Raw genomic sequence first — 15,090 nt, 5'->3', positions numbered from 1 at the left:
CCCGCCAGCCTCCCGCTCACTCGCCCCGCCCGGAAGGACACCCGTGAACGACACCGCCGTCACCCTCCCGTTCCCCCGCGAACCCAAGTACGGGCAGGCCGAGAAGGACGCCGTCCTCAAGCTCCTCGACGACGGCCACCTGTCCGAGATCAACCTCGGCCCGGCCACCAACGCCCTCGAAGCCGCCTTCGCCCGCCTCACCGGCACCCGCCACGCGCTGTCGTTCAACTCCGGCACCGCCTCCCTGCACGCCGCCCTCCACGCCGTCGGCGCAAGCCCCGAAGCCGGTGTCGCCGTCTCCCCGATGACCTGGGTCTCCGCCATCACCGCCGTCTTCCAGGCCGGCAGCTACCCAGTCTTCTGCGACATCGAGCCGGACAGCCCGAATATCGCCGCCACCGCCGTCGCCGAGGCCGCCAGCACCTGCTCGGCGGTCCTGGCCACCCACACCTGGGGCATACCCGCCCGCATGGACCAGCTCGCCAAGGCCGCCGGCCTGCCGATCGTCGAGGACTGCTCGCACGCCCACGGAGCCCTCTACCAGGGCCGCGCAGTCGGCTCCTGGGGCGCGGCCGGCTGCTTCAGCCTCCAGGAGTCCAAGTCCGTATCCGGCGGAGAAGGCGGCATCCTGACCACCACGGACCGCGAGGTCTACGAGCGGGCCCTCACCCTCGGCCACCACCCCGCCCGCCTGGCCGCCGAGCTCACCCTCCCCGACCTGCTGCCGTTCGCCACCACCGGAGCCGCCTACAAGTACCGGATGCCCGCCGTCTCCGCCGTCATCGCCCGCCAGCAGCTCCGGTCGCTGCCCGACCGGATGCTCGCTGCAGAACAGAACCTCGCCACCCTGCGCAAGGTGCTGGAGGAGTACGACGCGCCCGTCACCTGGCCGGAGATCGGCGAACTGTCCGTTCGCGGCTGGTACGGCACACCGCTGACGATCGGCGTCCGCGTGCCGGACCCGGCCGAGGTGAGCAGGCGGTTCAAGGCGGCCGGCGTCCCCGTCCGCTCCCTCTACGAGGACTGGACCCAGGCCCCGCTCCTCCAGCGCCCCGACCTGGCCGCCCGCTTCTGGCCGCACCTGGCCCGCAGCCCCTACCGGCCGCCGACCAGGGACGAGCTGCCGAACTTCCACAAGGCGATGCGCCAGATGATCGTCCTCAAGGTGCCGCAGATCCTGGCCCCGGACTACATGGAGCAGGTCGCCGAGGCCCTCGCCGCCGTGCTGGCCCGGACGGTGGTCACGGCATAGCGGCGAACGCCTCCTGCACCGCCTCTCGCCGCTCGGTCCACCAGGCCAGGAAGCGCTCGGCGGGCAGGAACAGGTGGTCGCAGGAGTGGTCGTCGCGGTCGTAGTGGAAGTCCAGCTGCCAGTAGTCCGACATGCGCTTCCACCACAACCGCTGCACCGCGTCCGCCAGCGCGGGCACCGGGATCGGCACTACCGACCGGTAGCCGGCCACGAACGCGGAGGTCCGCTCCAGGTCGAGGAAGCCGTCCTCCCCGCCGAACTGCACGGTGGCGGTGCGGGCGACCTCCTCGCCGAACGGGCGCACGCGGATACGGTCCCAGTCGATCACCCCGGCGACCTTGCCGTCCCGCCACAGCACATTGCGGTGCTGCACGTCACCGTGCGTCCAGCCCACCGGGCCGGCCGCCACCTCGGTGGCGGGGTGAAAGTGGGCGTACCTGTCGAGCAGTACCTTGCGCTCGCCCAGCGCCTGGGCGGCCTCGGTGTCGAAGGCCGTAGGGCAGTCCAGGGCAGCGATCCGCGCGAGGAAGCGGTCCGCTTGGACGCGCGCCCAGTACGGGGTGATCACCTGGGCTGTCGGGGGCTCCGACGGCGGCGGCAGCAGCCGGGCGGTCCGCTCGTCGTTGAGGCTCCGGTGGATCTGACCGAGCAGGACGCCGAGGTCTCCGGCCTGGTCCAGCGTGAGCTCCGTCCCCGGCTGGTGGCTGCCTTCCAACCAGGGGATCAAGCAGTAGCCGCGGTCCGCGACCTCTGCCACAGTCTCTCCGGAGGAGGTGGCCATCGGCCGTCCGACCGGGACTCCGGCGTCGGCCAGCTCGGACAGGACCGCGAGGTTGCGGCGGGCGAGCGGCAGCGGCACATCCATGATCCGCTTCAGTGCGAACGCGCCGTCGGCCGTCGCGAGCCGCCAGTTGCCGTTCATCAGGCCGTTGGGCAGGAAGCGGCACGCCTGGACCTCACCGAGCCCGAAGGACCCGCCGAGAACCGCCAGGTCCTCCTCGATGATGCTGTTGCGCGAGCCACACGAGGGGTCGTCCATCGCTTCCGTCACCCAATGCAGGCTAGCGGAGCACGGCACCCAGCGAGACCGGTTCGGCCTACCGCTCGCCCGGTCGAGTGCAGACCGTCGCGGGCTCTCGACTCACCGGGTGGCCCCAGTCTGTGCGGTGCAGTCGCGGGCCCGCTCCGGGATTGGGGCGGGGCGGGCCTCTCACTTGCGGCGGGCCTTCTTGTGGTCGCGGTCGGAGGGGTGACGCTTGGGCGCGGGAAGGTTGTCGATCAGGTCCCACAGCAGTCCACCGCCGGCCGCCCACGTCTCCAGCAGGTGCCGGTCGACGAGATGGATGCCGTGGGTCTTGCCCCACGGGATTGCCTTGGAGGAGAAGCCTCCGTTGGTGACGATGAGGGCGAACGTGGCGCCGTGGACGGGTTGGGCGGTGCCTTTGACCTGCTGGAGGACCGGGACGCCGATCTTCTTTCCGGCGGCACCGTCACGCCGGTGCTTGACCTGGACGGCCCAGATCCGCCCGTCCGGGTCCACGGCCCGCACGTCGCAGGCGTCGTCCCCGCCACCGCCGGTCCGCTCTGCTCGGAAGCCGTCGCGGCGCATCAGGTCCCGCACCGCGTACTCGAACTTGCGGTAGTGGAGGGCGTCGAGTTGCGCGAGGGAGTACTTCAGCCCGGTACGACGGAGTCGCTCCTCCCACTTCTGGCGGCCCTCTCGCCGGTAGCCCCACACCGCGAAGAGGAAGCACGCCGGCCCCAGCACGGTGGTGGACGGCCACCAGATGCTGTCCAGCCAGTTGCCGAGCACCACGATTCCGGCGATCAGGGCCAACCCGCCCAGCACCGCGGTGGCCACCGTCGCCACCTCCGGCCAGCCCCACGTGTCGTCCGGGGCTGGTTCACAGGACGATCCCGTGGTCGCGCCCGGCGGCACGCCGTCCAGTGCGTCGTCCACCGACTCTGCGGCGAGCATCGAGGTCCTGGCGATCGTCATGCCGCCGCCCTGAGCCGACCGCGCCGGGACAGGTGCAGGAGGTCGGGCAGGGCAGTGCCGCCCTCGGCCCAGCGTCGCAGGGCCTCGCGGTCCACCCAGTAGATGCCGTGCTTGTCGCCCCACGCCTTGGCGTCGCGGGTGAAGGAGCCGTTGGTGACGACCACCGCGACATCGGCACGGTGCACGGGCTGGGCGGTGCCCTTGACCTGGTACATCACCTGCGAGCCGACCTTGCCGCCGACCTTGGTGTGCTTGGCCTGCACGACGATCCGGCCCCACCGGGCGTCCTGCCCGATCACGTCGGCGGCCTGGTCGCCCTGCTGGCCGACCTGCCGGGCCTCGATCCCGTCGCGCAGCAGCAGGTCGCGCAGGGCGAACTCGAACTGCTTGTCGTCCATCGCGTCGAGCTGGGCAAGGCTGAGCCGCAGCGAGGCCAGTCGCTGGCGGCGCGCGGCCGCAGCCACGCGCCGCAGCCACCACCAGACGGCCACGCCCGCCGCGCCGAGAGCGGCCAGGACCACGAGCAGGGGCAGGCCGTCGGTGACCACCCACCGCAGGCCCTGCGCGGCCCACGACACCACGACCAGCGCGATAACGACGGCGGCGACGCGTTCGGCCCCAGTACGCGGCGCCCTCAGCCCGAGCCGGCGGAGCTTTCGGCGCATCAGTGGCCCGCCGCCGGGGCGGAGGCCGGGGCGGTGGTGCCCGGGTTCGTGTTCGTGGTGGTCGACGAGCCGCCGCTCTGCCCGTACAGCCACAAGCCGCCGACGACGAGTGCGGCGACGAGCCAGCCGCTCGTCTTGTTGATCCTCGGCCGCGGCTTTCGGCGGATGTGGCCCTTCACGTAGGTGTATCCCTCGGGCACCATGCGCTTCCCCTCCCGCAACGGTGGACCGCCCGACGCGGTCCACCCTCGGGAATTGGTGTAGCAGCGGCCCCCGACAAATCCTGACTGATCATCAACAATGATCATCAGCTGCAGCGTTAACCAGCCATCGACCAGCCTGCCGGGGCGCAAGCCCCGGGGCAAAGCGATGACCAGTGCCGATACCCCAGCGCCTCGAGGCTGTCCGGATCCGCTGCGGCATGGCACCACTACGGGCATTGGGCTGGGGAATGCGGATCGCCTGCGGAGGGGTACGAATCGGCCCGGTGACTCCCACGGACGCTTCGGTCGCCACAGATGGCGGGTTCACGGCGGCGCACGCCCGCGCACGGTGGTCGCGCGCTTGCGAGGGCAACTGCCTGTTGCGGCGGGCGCCGTGGCCACCTCATGGTTCTCGGTGAGGGTCGAGAGCGACCTGTGTGAAGCTCTTTACTGCCTTAAGCGTCGGCCGTCGGCAGCGGACTCGACGTCCGCCGAGGTGAGTTTGGCGAGTGGGCGCTCGACTGAAGCGCCGGTCACGACCGCGACGGCGGCGATACCTGGCGGGCCCGACACGCGCTGCGCCGCGAGATGGTCGATTCCGCCGCAGCCTCCCTCGGCCCTAGTCATCTCTTCACCGTGGAACGACGCGAGGACTGGACGCCCCGGACCACCATCACTGGCTTGCGGCCCAGGCCCAATGCCCCAGTATCCGATCCCGTGCGACGCGTCGGCATCGATTCCGGCCGCGGCTGTCCGGGCACCGCCCTCGGGCTGGCGTTTATCACCGAGGAGCCGCGGCGGCTTCCACCCAATCCCACCCACCCGGGATGCACCGCAACAGGGCGGTATTCCGAGGAGTTCCTATTCTGATTGGGGGTTCATGTCCGCCCGCTGAGCTAACGTCAGCGCCCACGAAGCGCCCACCACCGAGAGAGAAGAGCCACGTGGCCGTCAGCAAGCGTCTCCGGTTCGAAATCCTCCGCCGTGACAACCACACGTGCCGCTACTGCGGGGCCACGGCCCCCGACGTGAAGCTGACAGTCGACCACGTCACCCCCACCGCCCTTGGCGGAAGCGACAGCCCGGAGAACCTCATCGCCGCATGCGAGCCCTGCAACAGCGGCAAGTCCTCAGTCCCTGCTGACGCGGCCATCGTCGCCGACGTGGCCCAGGACGCTCTGCGCTGGGCGGCAGCGCTCAAGCAAGCCGCCGCCGAACTCGAAGCGCAGGAAGCGCCCAGGCTTGCCTACAGGAAGGCGTTCCAGCGGGCCTGGGAAACGTGGACGTACGAGAGCGGCGGTCAGCGCCTGTCAACCCCGCTCGACGAGAATTGGCGTACCAGCATCGAGCGCTTCCGGGTAGCCGGCCTGCCCGTATCGGTGTGGCCCGACATCGTCGAGACAGCCATGACGAACCCTACGGTCAAGTTGCCCAACGTTTTCAAGTACGTGTGCGGCATCGCGTGGCGCATGATCGACGGACTTCAGGAGCGTGCCAAGGCCATCGTCAGCGCCGAGGACAAGTTGGCCTCTGATGGCGATGAACGCGACCCGATCGCCGAAGCAGCCGTTGACGTGTGGGTCAACGAGTGGCCAGGCAGCATAAGCAACGACCAGGGCCGGACCTTCTCGGCAAGTGTCGCGCGATGCCGCGAAGATGGTGGTGAGGAGCCTCATCGGCTCCTGCAGGGAGCGCAGTTCGCTGCCTGGTTCCATCTCACCGACGTCACCGAGGCCCTTGCAGCATTCGACCGTGGTGAGGTGCTCGAGGCATGGTCGATATCTTGGCTGATCAAGGCGGGCGAGTACCCGCCTGCCGATCTGGTCGACCGGGTCAAGGCCCAGTGTGACGAGCTGCTGAACGAAGGCGTGTACGTCGTTCGCGTCCTGCGGGCCGCCATCTATGCAGGTGCGCATCGCTCCTCGAACCTCTACTTCGGCCTCGGCGAGGCTGAATTGGCGATCACCAAGAAGCCGGCGTTCTTCACCCGCATGTGCGAGATCTGGGCCGAGGCGTTCTTCTCCACCGCGACGCGGTGGCCGAGCCGAGACGAGGTCGGGGCCTTTCAGGACGGGGTGCTTCGTGCGGGCCGGGAGTACGAGTTCGCGGTTCAAGACCTGTTCACAGCCGCTGCTTGGGCGGGTGCGTACCAGGACTCTGACATCATGACCTGCCTGCCGTACTACGGCTCGACTCTGGAAGCGGCCAGTCGACTTCCCCTCGGCGTGAGTGGTCGCTGATGCCCCGGATCCGATGTCGATCTGCGTCCAGCCCGCCGCTAAGACACGGGGAGAACGGTCACCATGCCGCAGGAGATGACGTCGACGGTGCCTCGGCGGTTGGCCTCGGTGCCGCTGCCATTGGTAGGCGAATCACTGCATAGCTGGGTTGAGCACGTAGCGGCAACCTATGAAATCGGTCGCAGGCATGCCATGTCACTGCTCGGTCTGGAAGTGGAAAACAGTGCCGGCAGACGCCTTGCCTATCGCACCATCCAGCTCACCACCGCCCAAGCAGCCAACGTGAGCGCCGCCACCGGTCTGACCCTCGATGAGGTTTTCGCGATGACGCTCAGCCCCTTGTATGTCGATGGCAAGGGTCAGCGGATACCGGACCTGTGGATCAACGCAGGAGGCAGGAACAGCTTCCGCTCCACTAAGGTACTGGGAGGAGTCTGCCCAAAGTGCCTGTATGAGAAGGACAACCGGTGGCCTCTGCTCTGGTACAGGAGATGGTCGGTGATCTGCCTGGAACATTCCTGCTACTTGGTGCGCGAATGCACTAGCTGCGACGCGCCGATCCAGCCCTGGAGATTCCGGGACAGGAGTCCGGGCTTGTGTACAGGGCCGATGTCGGTGAGCCCGAGCCTCCGACGGCCTGCCGCTGTCGAACGCACCGGCGCCCTCTGGTGCGGAAAGCCATTGAAGGAGCTTCCGGTGCTTCGCACCCGTGACCGCGCCCTGTTGGAGATCCAAGCGTGGCTCAACACCGTGCCACTCGTCGATGGCCCAGGGCAGGAATGCGACCGGGCCGCAGAGAACGACTTCAACGTCCTACTCAAACTGGTCTCGTGGCATGCCGAGCCCCGCCACCTCGCCGGGGCCGACAAGGCAGTCCGTGAGGGCTTCCCCGCACGAACCCGGTCCAGGAAGGCCGCCAACTCCTTCCCTGGCCTTGGGATGGCCGGCATGGTCCGGATAGCGGGACAGTTGGCCATCTGCGAGGACATGGACGAGGCGACGCGATGGCTCCTGGGCAACGAGGAAGTGGATTCACCACGGCCGTACCCTGATCATCCGTGGGACGACAACGACATCTGGCTCTTCCTCTTGGGGAGCCAGCGTCTCCAGCCGATCTTGAAGCTTTCACTGGGGCCGCTTTCTTATGACAAACTTACCTGGCGCCGCGATCTCTGATCTGGTCAGCGGCTCTGGCAGGTTGGGTGCGCATGATTCAGGAAGGCCAGCCGCGAGAAAATTTGGAATTCTCCTGCACTGCCTCTACGATCGGCCTAATTTGCTCGCCGGAGTGGACGGGTGGCCGAGTGATCCAGGAACGGCGGAGCGGTCGAACGGCAGGATCTGCCGGATGCTTTCTTAGATCGGCCAGTGAAAGGGCAGCCTGCAAGGGGTTGTCTGCGAAGACGACCTGGGATGCCACGCGCAAACACCCGGTGAGAACCAGCATCCCAGGATGGAACCGATCCCTCTCCCTCATGAGCCTACCGTGTTTCACGAAGTATCTTCGGGAAAAAGAAGAAAGGCGTCATGTATCACTGGATCGGCGCCGTTCAGATGCGCGGGAGTCGCTAGGAACAAGGCCACCACGGCGATTTCCGAGAGATCTTGGAAGTCGGCACGGGCTCGGTCGCGTGAAGCCTCGCTGTCGGCCTGGAGATGCTCGAGGAGCAGCTTCTGGAGTCGAATCAGCTCGGGATCCCGCAGCGGTGGCGCTTCTGCGTCCCGGAAGCGCCCAGGACAGCGAAGGGCCGGGTCGGCTCCGCGCTCCCGAGCAGCACGGCCGCAGACCCCTCGTGCGAGGCTGACTTCGGCGGGCCGCACCTTCATGCGGCACGTCGGACAGATGGTAATCAGATAGCACCTGTGGACGAGGCAGCAGAACACCCAGGGCAGTGACCAGGCCAAAGGCCACCTTCCATCGTCGGCGGCAACGCACCCTGGGCAGAAGCGGAGCTCGGTGTGATCGACCCAGGGCTCGGCTGCGACACCGCGTCCGGACGATGAACCGGCACGCGTCGGCCTTGTCCGCAACGCTGTCCCCACGAAACGGCTCAAGGTCAAGTTCCTGGCCTCGCTGCCCGCCAGCCCTGTCGCGGCTTCGATCCGAGTCGTGGTCTCGTCATCCAGGCTGAAGACGGGCGAACGTGTGGAGGTGAGAGAGAGCCGGGCAGGCGCTTCGTCGACAGCTATGACCCCGGTGGCCTGGGCGGCTTGGTCCCGGCTGACGTCGAAGTCAAGCGCGACCGCATCGAGCCAACTCAGGAGAGACTCGCCGGGCCGAGGAAGCGGAACCGAGGATAGTCGTCGCGGGAGGGGGCGAGGCCTCGGCAGGCCGGCGACTGCAACGAGTGACGGCTGGGGTTGCTGGGCACCCTCATCATGCGAGTTCACGCGTCACAGGATCCCAGGAAGCCTCGCGTCGAAGATCGAACACTCCCTGTAGTCGGGAGGTGCTCACTGAAACCTTCGGTGCGGTACTGAAGAACCTACTGAAATGATTCTTGCGCTACTGAAGTCTTTCGCGCCGTCCGACACGGGTGCGCGCGCCCGGCGTGCGTGCGCCCTTGTTGTGCTAGCACTTCAGCGCTAGCTTGAGATTCATGGGTAAGAAGCAGCTGAACGTCCGGGTGGACGCCACGACCGCGGAGATGGCCCGGGAACGGGCGGAGCAGCAGGGGATCAGCATGAACCAGTACATCGAGCGCCTGGTCCAGCAGGACATGGGCGAGGCGGGGCGGGCCTTCGTCGACGCCGCCGCCCAGTTCATGAAGGAGTACGAGACGGCCTTCCTGGCCGAGTTCGCGGAGCCGGGCGACCTGAAGGACGTGCGCCGTTGAAGCTGGAGGTCGACCTCTCGTGGCTGCTCATGACCGCCGAGCAGTACACGCCCGGTGACCCGCAGGTCACCGACTACGGGTCGTTGCTCGCGGCCGTCTCCCGGCACCAGGCCGAGATCTTCGACATCGACGTCTACCCCGAACCGCACGACCGCGCCGCCGCCCTGATGCACCAGCTGATCCGGGTGACGGCCCTGGAGAAGACCAACGAGCTCTACGCGACCGCCGTCGCCTACGCCTACCTCGTCGCCAGCGGCTGCACCGTCGCCACCACCGCCCGCGAGGTGCGCAGCCTCGCCCGGGCCATCCGGGAGGGGCGGCTCGGCGTGTCCGGGGTCGCCGAACGACTGGCCGGGTGGGTCGTCGACGAGGCCGAGGGGGAGGGCGTCAGCGGGGCGGAGGACGAGGACGACGACTGACCGGGCGGGCTTGCGCCCGGTCGCGTCGTCCTCGTCGGCCTCGTCGTCCGTTCCGCGGGGCTCCGGTCGGGGCTCCGGCCGGTGCGCTCGGCGGGTCAGTCGCCGGGCCGGTCCGGGGCCGGCTCGGCGATCAGGGCCGTCGCGAACGGACGGAAGCCCGCCCGGCGGTAGATCCGGGCGACCTCCTCGTCGGCGGCGGACAGGAACACCGTCCGCACGCCGTTCGCCCGCGCGTGCGCGACCAGGACCGCGGTGACCGCCAGGCCCAGCCCGCGCCGCCGCGCGGCCGGCAGCGTCCCGACCCCGGCCACCTCGGTGACCGCGCCCACCGGATTGTGCTGGCCCGCGCACAGCGCGGAACCGTCCTCCAGTGCGGCGGCCAGCACGGTGGCGCCGTCGGTGATCCGCCGGGCGATCCGCTCCACCGCGCCCTCCGCCACCAACCGCCCTGCGGCCTCGGCCAGTTCGGCCGCACCCACGACGCCCACGCCGGTGCCCGGCTCGGCGAACGCCAGGTGCGGAACGGCGACCGCCGACGCCAGCTCCGGCGCGTCCGCGCCCAGCACCTCCACCCGCACCTCCTCCGGCAGCTCGGGCGCCGGGGCCGGCTCGTCCTGCGGGCCCAGCACCAGCAGCGGGTGCTCGTGCACCGCGAGCCCGGCCGCCTCCACCGCGGCCCGCAGCTCCGGACTCCGCTCGGCCACCCACTCGAAGGCCTCCGGCTCGCCCAGCTCGCGCTGGCGGGCCAGCACCCGCAGGACGTCCTCGGCGGTGGTGGCGGGGCCGTCGTGGTCGAGCGTGGGGCGGGCGTAGTAGGGCCAGCCCGCGCTCTCGCGGACGAACAGGGTCAGCGGGCCGAAGTCCTCGGCCCGCGCGGCGCTGCGCGGCACCGCGTCGTAGTAGTGCTCGATCGCGTCGAGGAGGGAAGGGTCGGGAGCATGATCGACAGAAGTCACGGCGTGCATCCAAGCAGGGGCGTCGGCGGCCCGCCACCGCATTGTTCACGGCATTGTTCCCAGGCTTCGCGCCGGGGACGCCGGGGGCGGTGACGGGCGGGGCGGTGCGTCGCGCCGGGGGCGGTGACGGGCGGGGCGGCGCGGGCGCCCGATTGTTGCTGAACGCTTACCGGCTCGCAGCGATCTTGTGCGTATACCGCGTGGCATGCTGATGCCTTGACAGCTCCGCCGAAGGGGGACGGCGGACGTCCGCACTCGGCTCGGCAAGGGGGGAAGACAGGCCCATGAGGCTCTGCTTTCTGGTGGAGGAGCACTACCGGCACGACGGCATGCCGCTCGACGTGGCACGCCGGCTCACCGCGTGGGGGCACCGGGTGGACGTGCTGCGCCCCGGGGACTCGCTGATGGCGGTCTCCGAGGCGATCCGGGCCGGCAGCCACGACGCCTGGGTGCTCAAGACCGTCTCCGGCGGGCCCGGGCTCACCCTGCTGGACGCGGCCGCCGCCGTCGGCCTCACCACCGTCAACGACGTCCGCTCCATCCGCGGCGTCCGCGACAAGGCGCTCGCCTCCGTCATCGCCAGCACCCGCGGCCTGCCCGTCCCCGTCACCTACGCCACCGCCCGCTGGGAACGGCTCGCCGAGATCCCGGCCGCCGAGTACCCGCTCGTCGTCAAGCCCGCCGACGGCAGCTCCGGACGCGCCGTCCGGCTCGTGCCCAGCCCCGACCACCTCCTCGACCTCGGCGCCGAACTCGCCGACGAGGGGCTGTTGATCGCCCAGCCCTACGTGCCCAACTCCGGCACCGACCTCAAGGTGTACTGCGTCGACGGCGAGCTCTTCGCGACGGAACGTTCCTCCCCGCTCCACCCCGGGCAGGACGTGTGCGAACGGCAGGTCCCGTTGTCCGGGGAGGTCGCGCGGATCGCGGCGCAGGTCGGTGAGGTGTTCGGGCTCGACCTCTACGGCGTCGACGTGCTGCTCGGGCCGGACGGGCCGGTGGTCGTCGACATCAACGACTTCCCGAGCTTCCGCCAGGTGCCGGACGCGGTCGCCAGGGTCGCCCGGGCGGTGCTGCGGCTCGCGCGCAGCGGGACGGCCGTGTCGGCGCCCGCGCCCGCGTTGGTGCCGGCGGGTGGTGGCGCTGGGTACGGGCAACTGGGCTTCGGCCGTGGGGAGTTCGGCGGATCCGGCTTTGACGGGGGCGGCTTCGACGGGGCCGGCCTGGGCGGGGCCGGTTTGGGTGGAGCCGGCCTGGGCGGAACCGGCCTGGGCGGGGCGATATGAGGATCGGCCTGATCGCCGCCGACCCCGGACACCCGGTGCTCGCGGCGACCGCCGCCCTGCTGGCGGACCGGCACGAGGTGACGATCGTCGACCCCGACGGCCCGGCGGGGCCAGCGCTCGCCGACGTCTATCTGCTCAAGGCCCGCACCCGTCGATCCCTCGCACTCGCAGAAGAGTTGGAGCGGCGCGGGGCGCCTGTCGTCAACTCGGCCGCGGCCACCGAACTCTGCCAGGACCGGGTGCGGATGGCCGAACTCGCGCGCGCGGCCGACCTGTCCTTCGCGGCCACCCGCGACGCCGGGCGGCTCGCCGAACTCGCCGATCCCGCCTACCCGTTCGTCGTCAAGAGCCGCCACAGCCGGCGCCACGACCTGGTCGCCCGGGTCGACGGCCCGGCCCGGTTGCGCGAACTCGTCGCGCGCTGGCCCGACGAGCCCGTCGTCACCCAGCCGTTCGTCCCGGGGACCGGCTGGGACCAGAAGCTGTGGGTGGTCGACCGGCAGGTGTTCGCCGCCCGACGGCGGTCCGAACTCGCCGACGGCCAGGGGGAACCGGGACAGGGGCAGGACTGGGAGCCGCCCGTCGAACGGGCCGCTCTGGCCCTGCGCGTCGGCGAGGTGTTCGGGCTCGACGTCTACGGCGTCGACCTGCTCGACGGGCCCGCCGAACCCGTCATCGTCGACGTCAACGCCTTCCCCGGCATCCGTGGCCGCTCCGGCGCGCCCGAGGCGCTCGCCGCCCTCGCCCTGCGCGTCGCGGCGGAGCGCGGGCGCGTCGCGCAGGCGCGGGGCCGGTAGGCCGGGCAGCGGGGCCGTCGGACCCGGGGGCGGGTTCCGGCGGGCCGTCGGGGGCGAGCGGGGTCGTTAGGCTGGTCGCTCAGGGCCACCGGACCCGCAAGACCCCCGGGCGCCCGGGTCGAACGGCGAGAGAAGACGGAACGTTGCTGCAGGACATCGAGCACTACCTGGCCTGCCCCCACTGCGCGCAGGCCCTCACCCGGCACGAGCGCGCCCTGCGCTGCCCCGCCGGCCACAGCTTCGACCTCGCCAAGCAGGGCTACGTCAGCCTCCTCGCTGGCGACGCCCACACCGGCACCGGCGACACCGCCGAGATGGTCGCCGCCCGTGCCGACTTCCTCGCCGCCGGCCACTACCGGCCCATCGCCGACGCCCTCGCCGAGGCCGCCGCGGCCGCCGACCCCGAAGGCCTCGTCGCCGACCTCGGCGCCGGCACCGGCCACTACCTGGCCCACGTCCTCGACGCCCTGCCCGGCCGCGTCGGAGCCGCCCTCGACATCTCCAAGTTCGCGCTGCGCCGCGCCGCCAAGGCCCACCCCCGGATCGGCGCCGTGGTCTGCGACGCCTGGCGGCCGCTGCCGCTGCGCGACGCCTCCGCCGGGCTGATGCTCAACGTCTTCGCCCCGCGCAACGGGCCCGAGATCCGCCGCGTGCTGCGCCCCGGTGCCACCCTGCTGCTGGTCTCGCCCACCGCCCGCCACCTGCGCGAACTCGTCGGCGCACTGGGCCTGTTGTCGGTCGACGAGGAGAAGCAGCGGCGGATCGACGAGAAGCTCGGCCCCTACCTGACCCCCGCCGGGCAGCGGCAGGTCGAGTTCACCCTGCGGCTCGGCCCGGACGACGTGCGCACCGTCGTCGGCATGGGCCCCAGCGCCTGGCACACCGACCCGGACCGCCTGGCCGCCGCGCTCGCCGACCTGCCGGACCCGGTCGAGGTGACCGCCTCCGTGACGGTGGCCGCCTACCGGCGCTGAACGCCGGGCGCGCGCGGGGTGCGGCCGCCACGTTGGGATGAATCTGCTGAGCAGGCACGTTTCTGCCGACCGGCCTGCGGCTAACGTCCGACGGGTGAACCGCGACGCCACCCGGCCCGCCGCGCCGGCCCACCCCCGACCGGGCGCCCCGGGGCCCGATCGGCCATCCGTAACACGTCCCACCGTCGAGGAGCTCCGGCTCACCTCGTTCAAGTCCTACCGGCGCGCGATCCTGCCGCTCGCGCCCCTCACCGTCCTGCACGGGCCCGCCGGCGTCGGCAAGTCCAACGCCCTCGACGCACTGGCCGTGCTCTCCCGGCTCGCCCTCGGAGAGGAGATCGCCGACTCCTTCGACGGGCTGCCCGACCGCACCGGCCCCCTGGCCAAACCCGTCCGCGGCGGCCTGACCGGGTGCGTCCCGCACGGGCGCGACGCTGTCATCCTCGGCTGCACCGTCCGCTCCCCGCACGGCCGCATCCGGCTCGACGTCGTCGTCCGCACCGACGGCCCGGTGCGGATCGCCCGCGAATCGCTCACCCTGGACGGCCGCACCCTCGTCGACACCGGCGAACAGGACGTCCGCAAGCGGCGCGTCAACGTCTGCTGGCACAACGACACCCGCCAGGGAGACATCCGGGCGCCCTTCCCCAGCGGCACCATGATCACCGCGCAACTGCCGCTCCGGGTGGCCGGCTCCTCCCGGGGCGAACGGCAGGTCCTCTCCGCCACCGAGGACCTGCTCACCGCCCTGCGCGAGGTCTTCCCCGTCCACCCCGTCCCCGCCCTCATGCGCGGCTGGGCCCGGCCCGACCCGCAGGCCCGGCTGCGCAGCAACGCCGCCAACATCTCCGCCGTCCTCGCCCGGCTCGGCAACGAGTGCCCGCGCCGCTACGGGCAGCTCCTGCGCGCCGTCCAGTCCGCCGCCCCGCACCCGCTGCTCGGACTCTCCCTCGCCCACCGCGGCAGCGGGCCCGACCAGCGCGTCCTCGCGGTCTTCGACGAAGGCGTCCTCGGACGCACCGGGGCCGACCAGGCCTCCGACGGCATGCTGCGCCACCTCGCGTTCGCCGCGGTGCTGCTCACCGGGGCCGGGGTGCTCGACCTCGACGTGGCCGCCGAGGTGCCGTGGGCGCACCGGCAGCTCACCGTGCTCGCCGAGGACCTCGGCGCCGGGCTCGCCACCGAACAGACCGCCTCACTGCTACGGCTGGCCCGGGACATGTCCGGGCGCAACCAGCTGCGCGTCCTCGCCGCCCTTCAGGAGCCCGCCGCGGCGCGGGAGGCGCTCGGCGCGGCCGAACCGCGGTCGGGCGCGGCCGTGCTGGTCGAGTGCCGGCGCGACCCGGACTCGGGGCACACCGTGCTGCGGCCCGAGACGACCCGGGTGCCGGCCCAGTGCGGGCGCGGGGACGGCGCCGACCCGGGGGCGGACGAGGCGGACGGGTGAGGTAGACCTGGACGG

The 15,090-nt window shown here is 71.1% G+C and carries 15 protein-coding genes; 9 read left to right on the top strand and 6 right to left on the bottom strand.

Annotated features, from left to right (window positions below; all coding sequences use genetic code 11):
• Positions 1 to 43: 43 nt before the first annotated feature.
• Positions 44 to 1,252, top strand: coding sequence for a DegT/DnrJ/EryC1/StrS family aminotransferase (locus tag ACFVTF_RS29885; RefSeq protein WP_387817471.1), 1,209 nt, complete (start codon positions 44 to 46; stop codon positions 1,250 to 1,252).
• Here ACFVTF_RS29885 and ACFVTF_RS29880 read toward each other — a convergent pair.
• From ACFVTF_RS29880 to ACFVTF_RS29865, 4 genes are all read right to left on the bottom strand, one after another.
• A complete protein-coding gene (locus ACFVTF_RS29880) occupies positions 1,242 to 2,303 on the bottom strand; it encodes a homoserine kinase (protein WP_387817470.1) in 1,062 nt (353 codons plus the stop codon). The two genes, ACFVTF_RS29885 and ACFVTF_RS29880, sit on opposite strands and share 11 nt — an antisense overlap.
• Positions 2,304 to 2,462: 159 nt before the next feature.
• On the bottom strand, positions 2,463 to 3,251 hold the full coding sequence (locus ACFVTF_RS29875; RefSeq protein ID WP_387817469.1) for a restriction endonuclease: 789 nt from the start codon (positions 3,249 to 3,251) through the stop codon (positions 2,463 to 2,465).
• Positions 3,248 to 3,916, bottom strand: a complete 669-nt coding sequence (locus ACFVTF_RS29870; RefSeq protein ID WP_387817468.1) for a restriction endonuclease — start codon at positions 3,914 to 3,916, stop codon at positions 3,248 to 3,250. Before ACFVTF_RS29870 ends, ACFVTF_RS29875 begins: the two co-directional genes overlap by 4 nt.
• Positions 3,916 to 4,119, bottom strand: coding sequence for a hypothetical protein (locus ACFVTF_RS29865; RefSeq protein WP_387817467.1), 204 nt, complete (start codon positions 4,117 to 4,119; stop codon positions 3,916 to 3,918). The genes ACFVTF_RS29870 and ACFVTF_RS29865 overlap by 1 nt, the downstream gene beginning before the upstream one ends.
• A gap of 944 nt (positions 4,120 to 5,063) precedes the next feature.
• On the opposite strand from ACFVTF_RS29865, the gene ACFVTF_RS29860 reads away from it, so the two are divergent.
• Together ACFVTF_RS29860 and ACFVTF_RS29855 are read left to right on the top strand one after the other, a co-directional pair.
• Positions 5,064 to 6,359, top strand: a complete 1,296-nt coding sequence (locus ACFVTF_RS29860; protein ID WP_387817466.1) for an HNH endonuclease — start codon at positions 5,064 to 5,066, stop codon at positions 6,357 to 6,359.
• A gap of 63 nt (positions 6,360 to 6,422) precedes the next feature.
• The gene (locus ACFVTF_RS29855) at positions 6,423 to 7,535 is read left to right on the top strand and encodes a TniQ family protein (protein ID WP_387817465.1); all 1,113 of its coding nucleotides are present in this window, start codon (positions 6,423 to 6,425) and stop codon (positions 7,533 to 7,535) included.
• Positions 7,536 to 7,850: 315 nt separating this feature from the next.
• Here ACFVTF_RS29855 and ACFVTF_RS29850 read toward each other — a convergent pair whose 3' ends face one another.
• Positions 7,851 to 8,750 carry a TniQ family protein gene (locus ACFVTF_RS29850; protein ID WP_387817464.1) on the bottom strand — a complete coding sequence of 300 codons (900 nt, stop codon included), beginning with the start codon at positions 8,748 to 8,750 and terminating at the stop codon, positions 7,851 to 7,853.
• 209 nt (positions 8,751 to 8,959) lie between these two features.
• Here ACFVTF_RS29850 and ACFVTF_RS29845 point away from each other — a divergent pair, with 209 nt between their 5' ends.
• Positions 8,960 to 9,196, top strand: coding sequence for a toxin-antitoxin system HicB family antitoxin (locus ACFVTF_RS29845; RefSeq protein WP_063347592.1), 237 nt, complete (start codon positions 8,960 to 8,962; stop codon positions 9,194 to 9,196).
• Complete coding sequence (locus ACFVTF_RS29840; RefSeq protein WP_387817463.1) at positions 9,193 to 9,615, top strand: fic family toxin-antitoxin system, toxin component; 423 nt, start codon at positions 9,193 to 9,195, stop codon at positions 9,613 to 9,615. The genes ACFVTF_RS29845 and ACFVTF_RS29840 overlap by 4 nt, the downstream gene beginning before the upstream one ends.
• A gap of 95 nt (positions 9,616 to 9,710) precedes the next feature.
• Here the strand turns inward: ACFVTF_RS29840 and ACFVTF_RS29835 are convergent, their stop codons facing one another.
• Positions 9,711 to 10,571, bottom strand: a complete 861-nt coding sequence (locus ACFVTF_RS29835) for a GNAT family N-acetyltransferase (protein ID WP_387817462.1) — start codon at positions 10,569 to 10,571, stop codon at positions 9,711 to 9,713.
• A 284-nt stretch (positions 10,572 to 10,855) separates the two neighbouring features.
• On the opposite strand from ACFVTF_RS29835, the gene ACFVTF_RS29830 reads away from it, so the two are divergent.
• The 4 genes from ACFVTF_RS29830 (at position 10,856) to ACFVTF_RS29815 (ending at position 15,075) form a co-directional block, all read left to right on the top strand.
• Positions 10,856 to 11,857, top strand: coding sequence for a RimK family alpha-L-glutamate ligase (locus ACFVTF_RS29830; protein WP_387817461.1), 1,002 nt, complete (start codon positions 10,856 to 10,858; stop codon positions 11,855 to 11,857).
• On the top strand, positions 11,854 to 12,654 hold the full coding sequence (locus tag ACFVTF_RS29825; RefSeq protein WP_387817460.1) for a RimK family alpha-L-glutamate ligase: 801 nt from the start codon (positions 11,854 to 11,856) through the stop codon (positions 12,652 to 12,654). The genes ACFVTF_RS29830 and ACFVTF_RS29825 overlap by 4 nt, the downstream gene beginning before the upstream one ends.
• 143 nt (positions 12,655 to 12,797) lie before the next feature.
• Positions 12,798 to 13,628 carry a putative RNA methyltransferase gene (locus ACFVTF_RS29820; RefSeq protein ID WP_350886198.1) on the top strand — a complete coding sequence of 277 codons (831 nt, stop codon included), beginning with the start codon at positions 12,798 to 12,800 and terminating at the stop codon, positions 13,626 to 13,628.
• Positions 13,629 to 13,722: 94 nt separating this feature from the next.
• The gene (locus ACFVTF_RS29815; protein ID WP_387817459.1) at positions 13,723 to 15,075 is read left to right on the top strand and encodes an AAA family ATPase; all 1,353 of its coding nucleotides are present in this window, start codon (positions 13,723 to 13,725) and stop codon (positions 15,073 to 15,075) included.
• Positions 15,076 to 15,090: the final 15 nt, after the last annotated feature.

The organism is Kitasatospora sp. NPDC057940 (assembly GCF_042887425.1).
GTDB lineage: Bacteria > Actinomycetota > Actinomycetes > Streptomycetales > Streptomycetaceae > Kitasatospora.
Note: the sequence above shows the minus strand (reverse complement) of the source record. Positions and strands in the feature narration are given on the sequence as shown.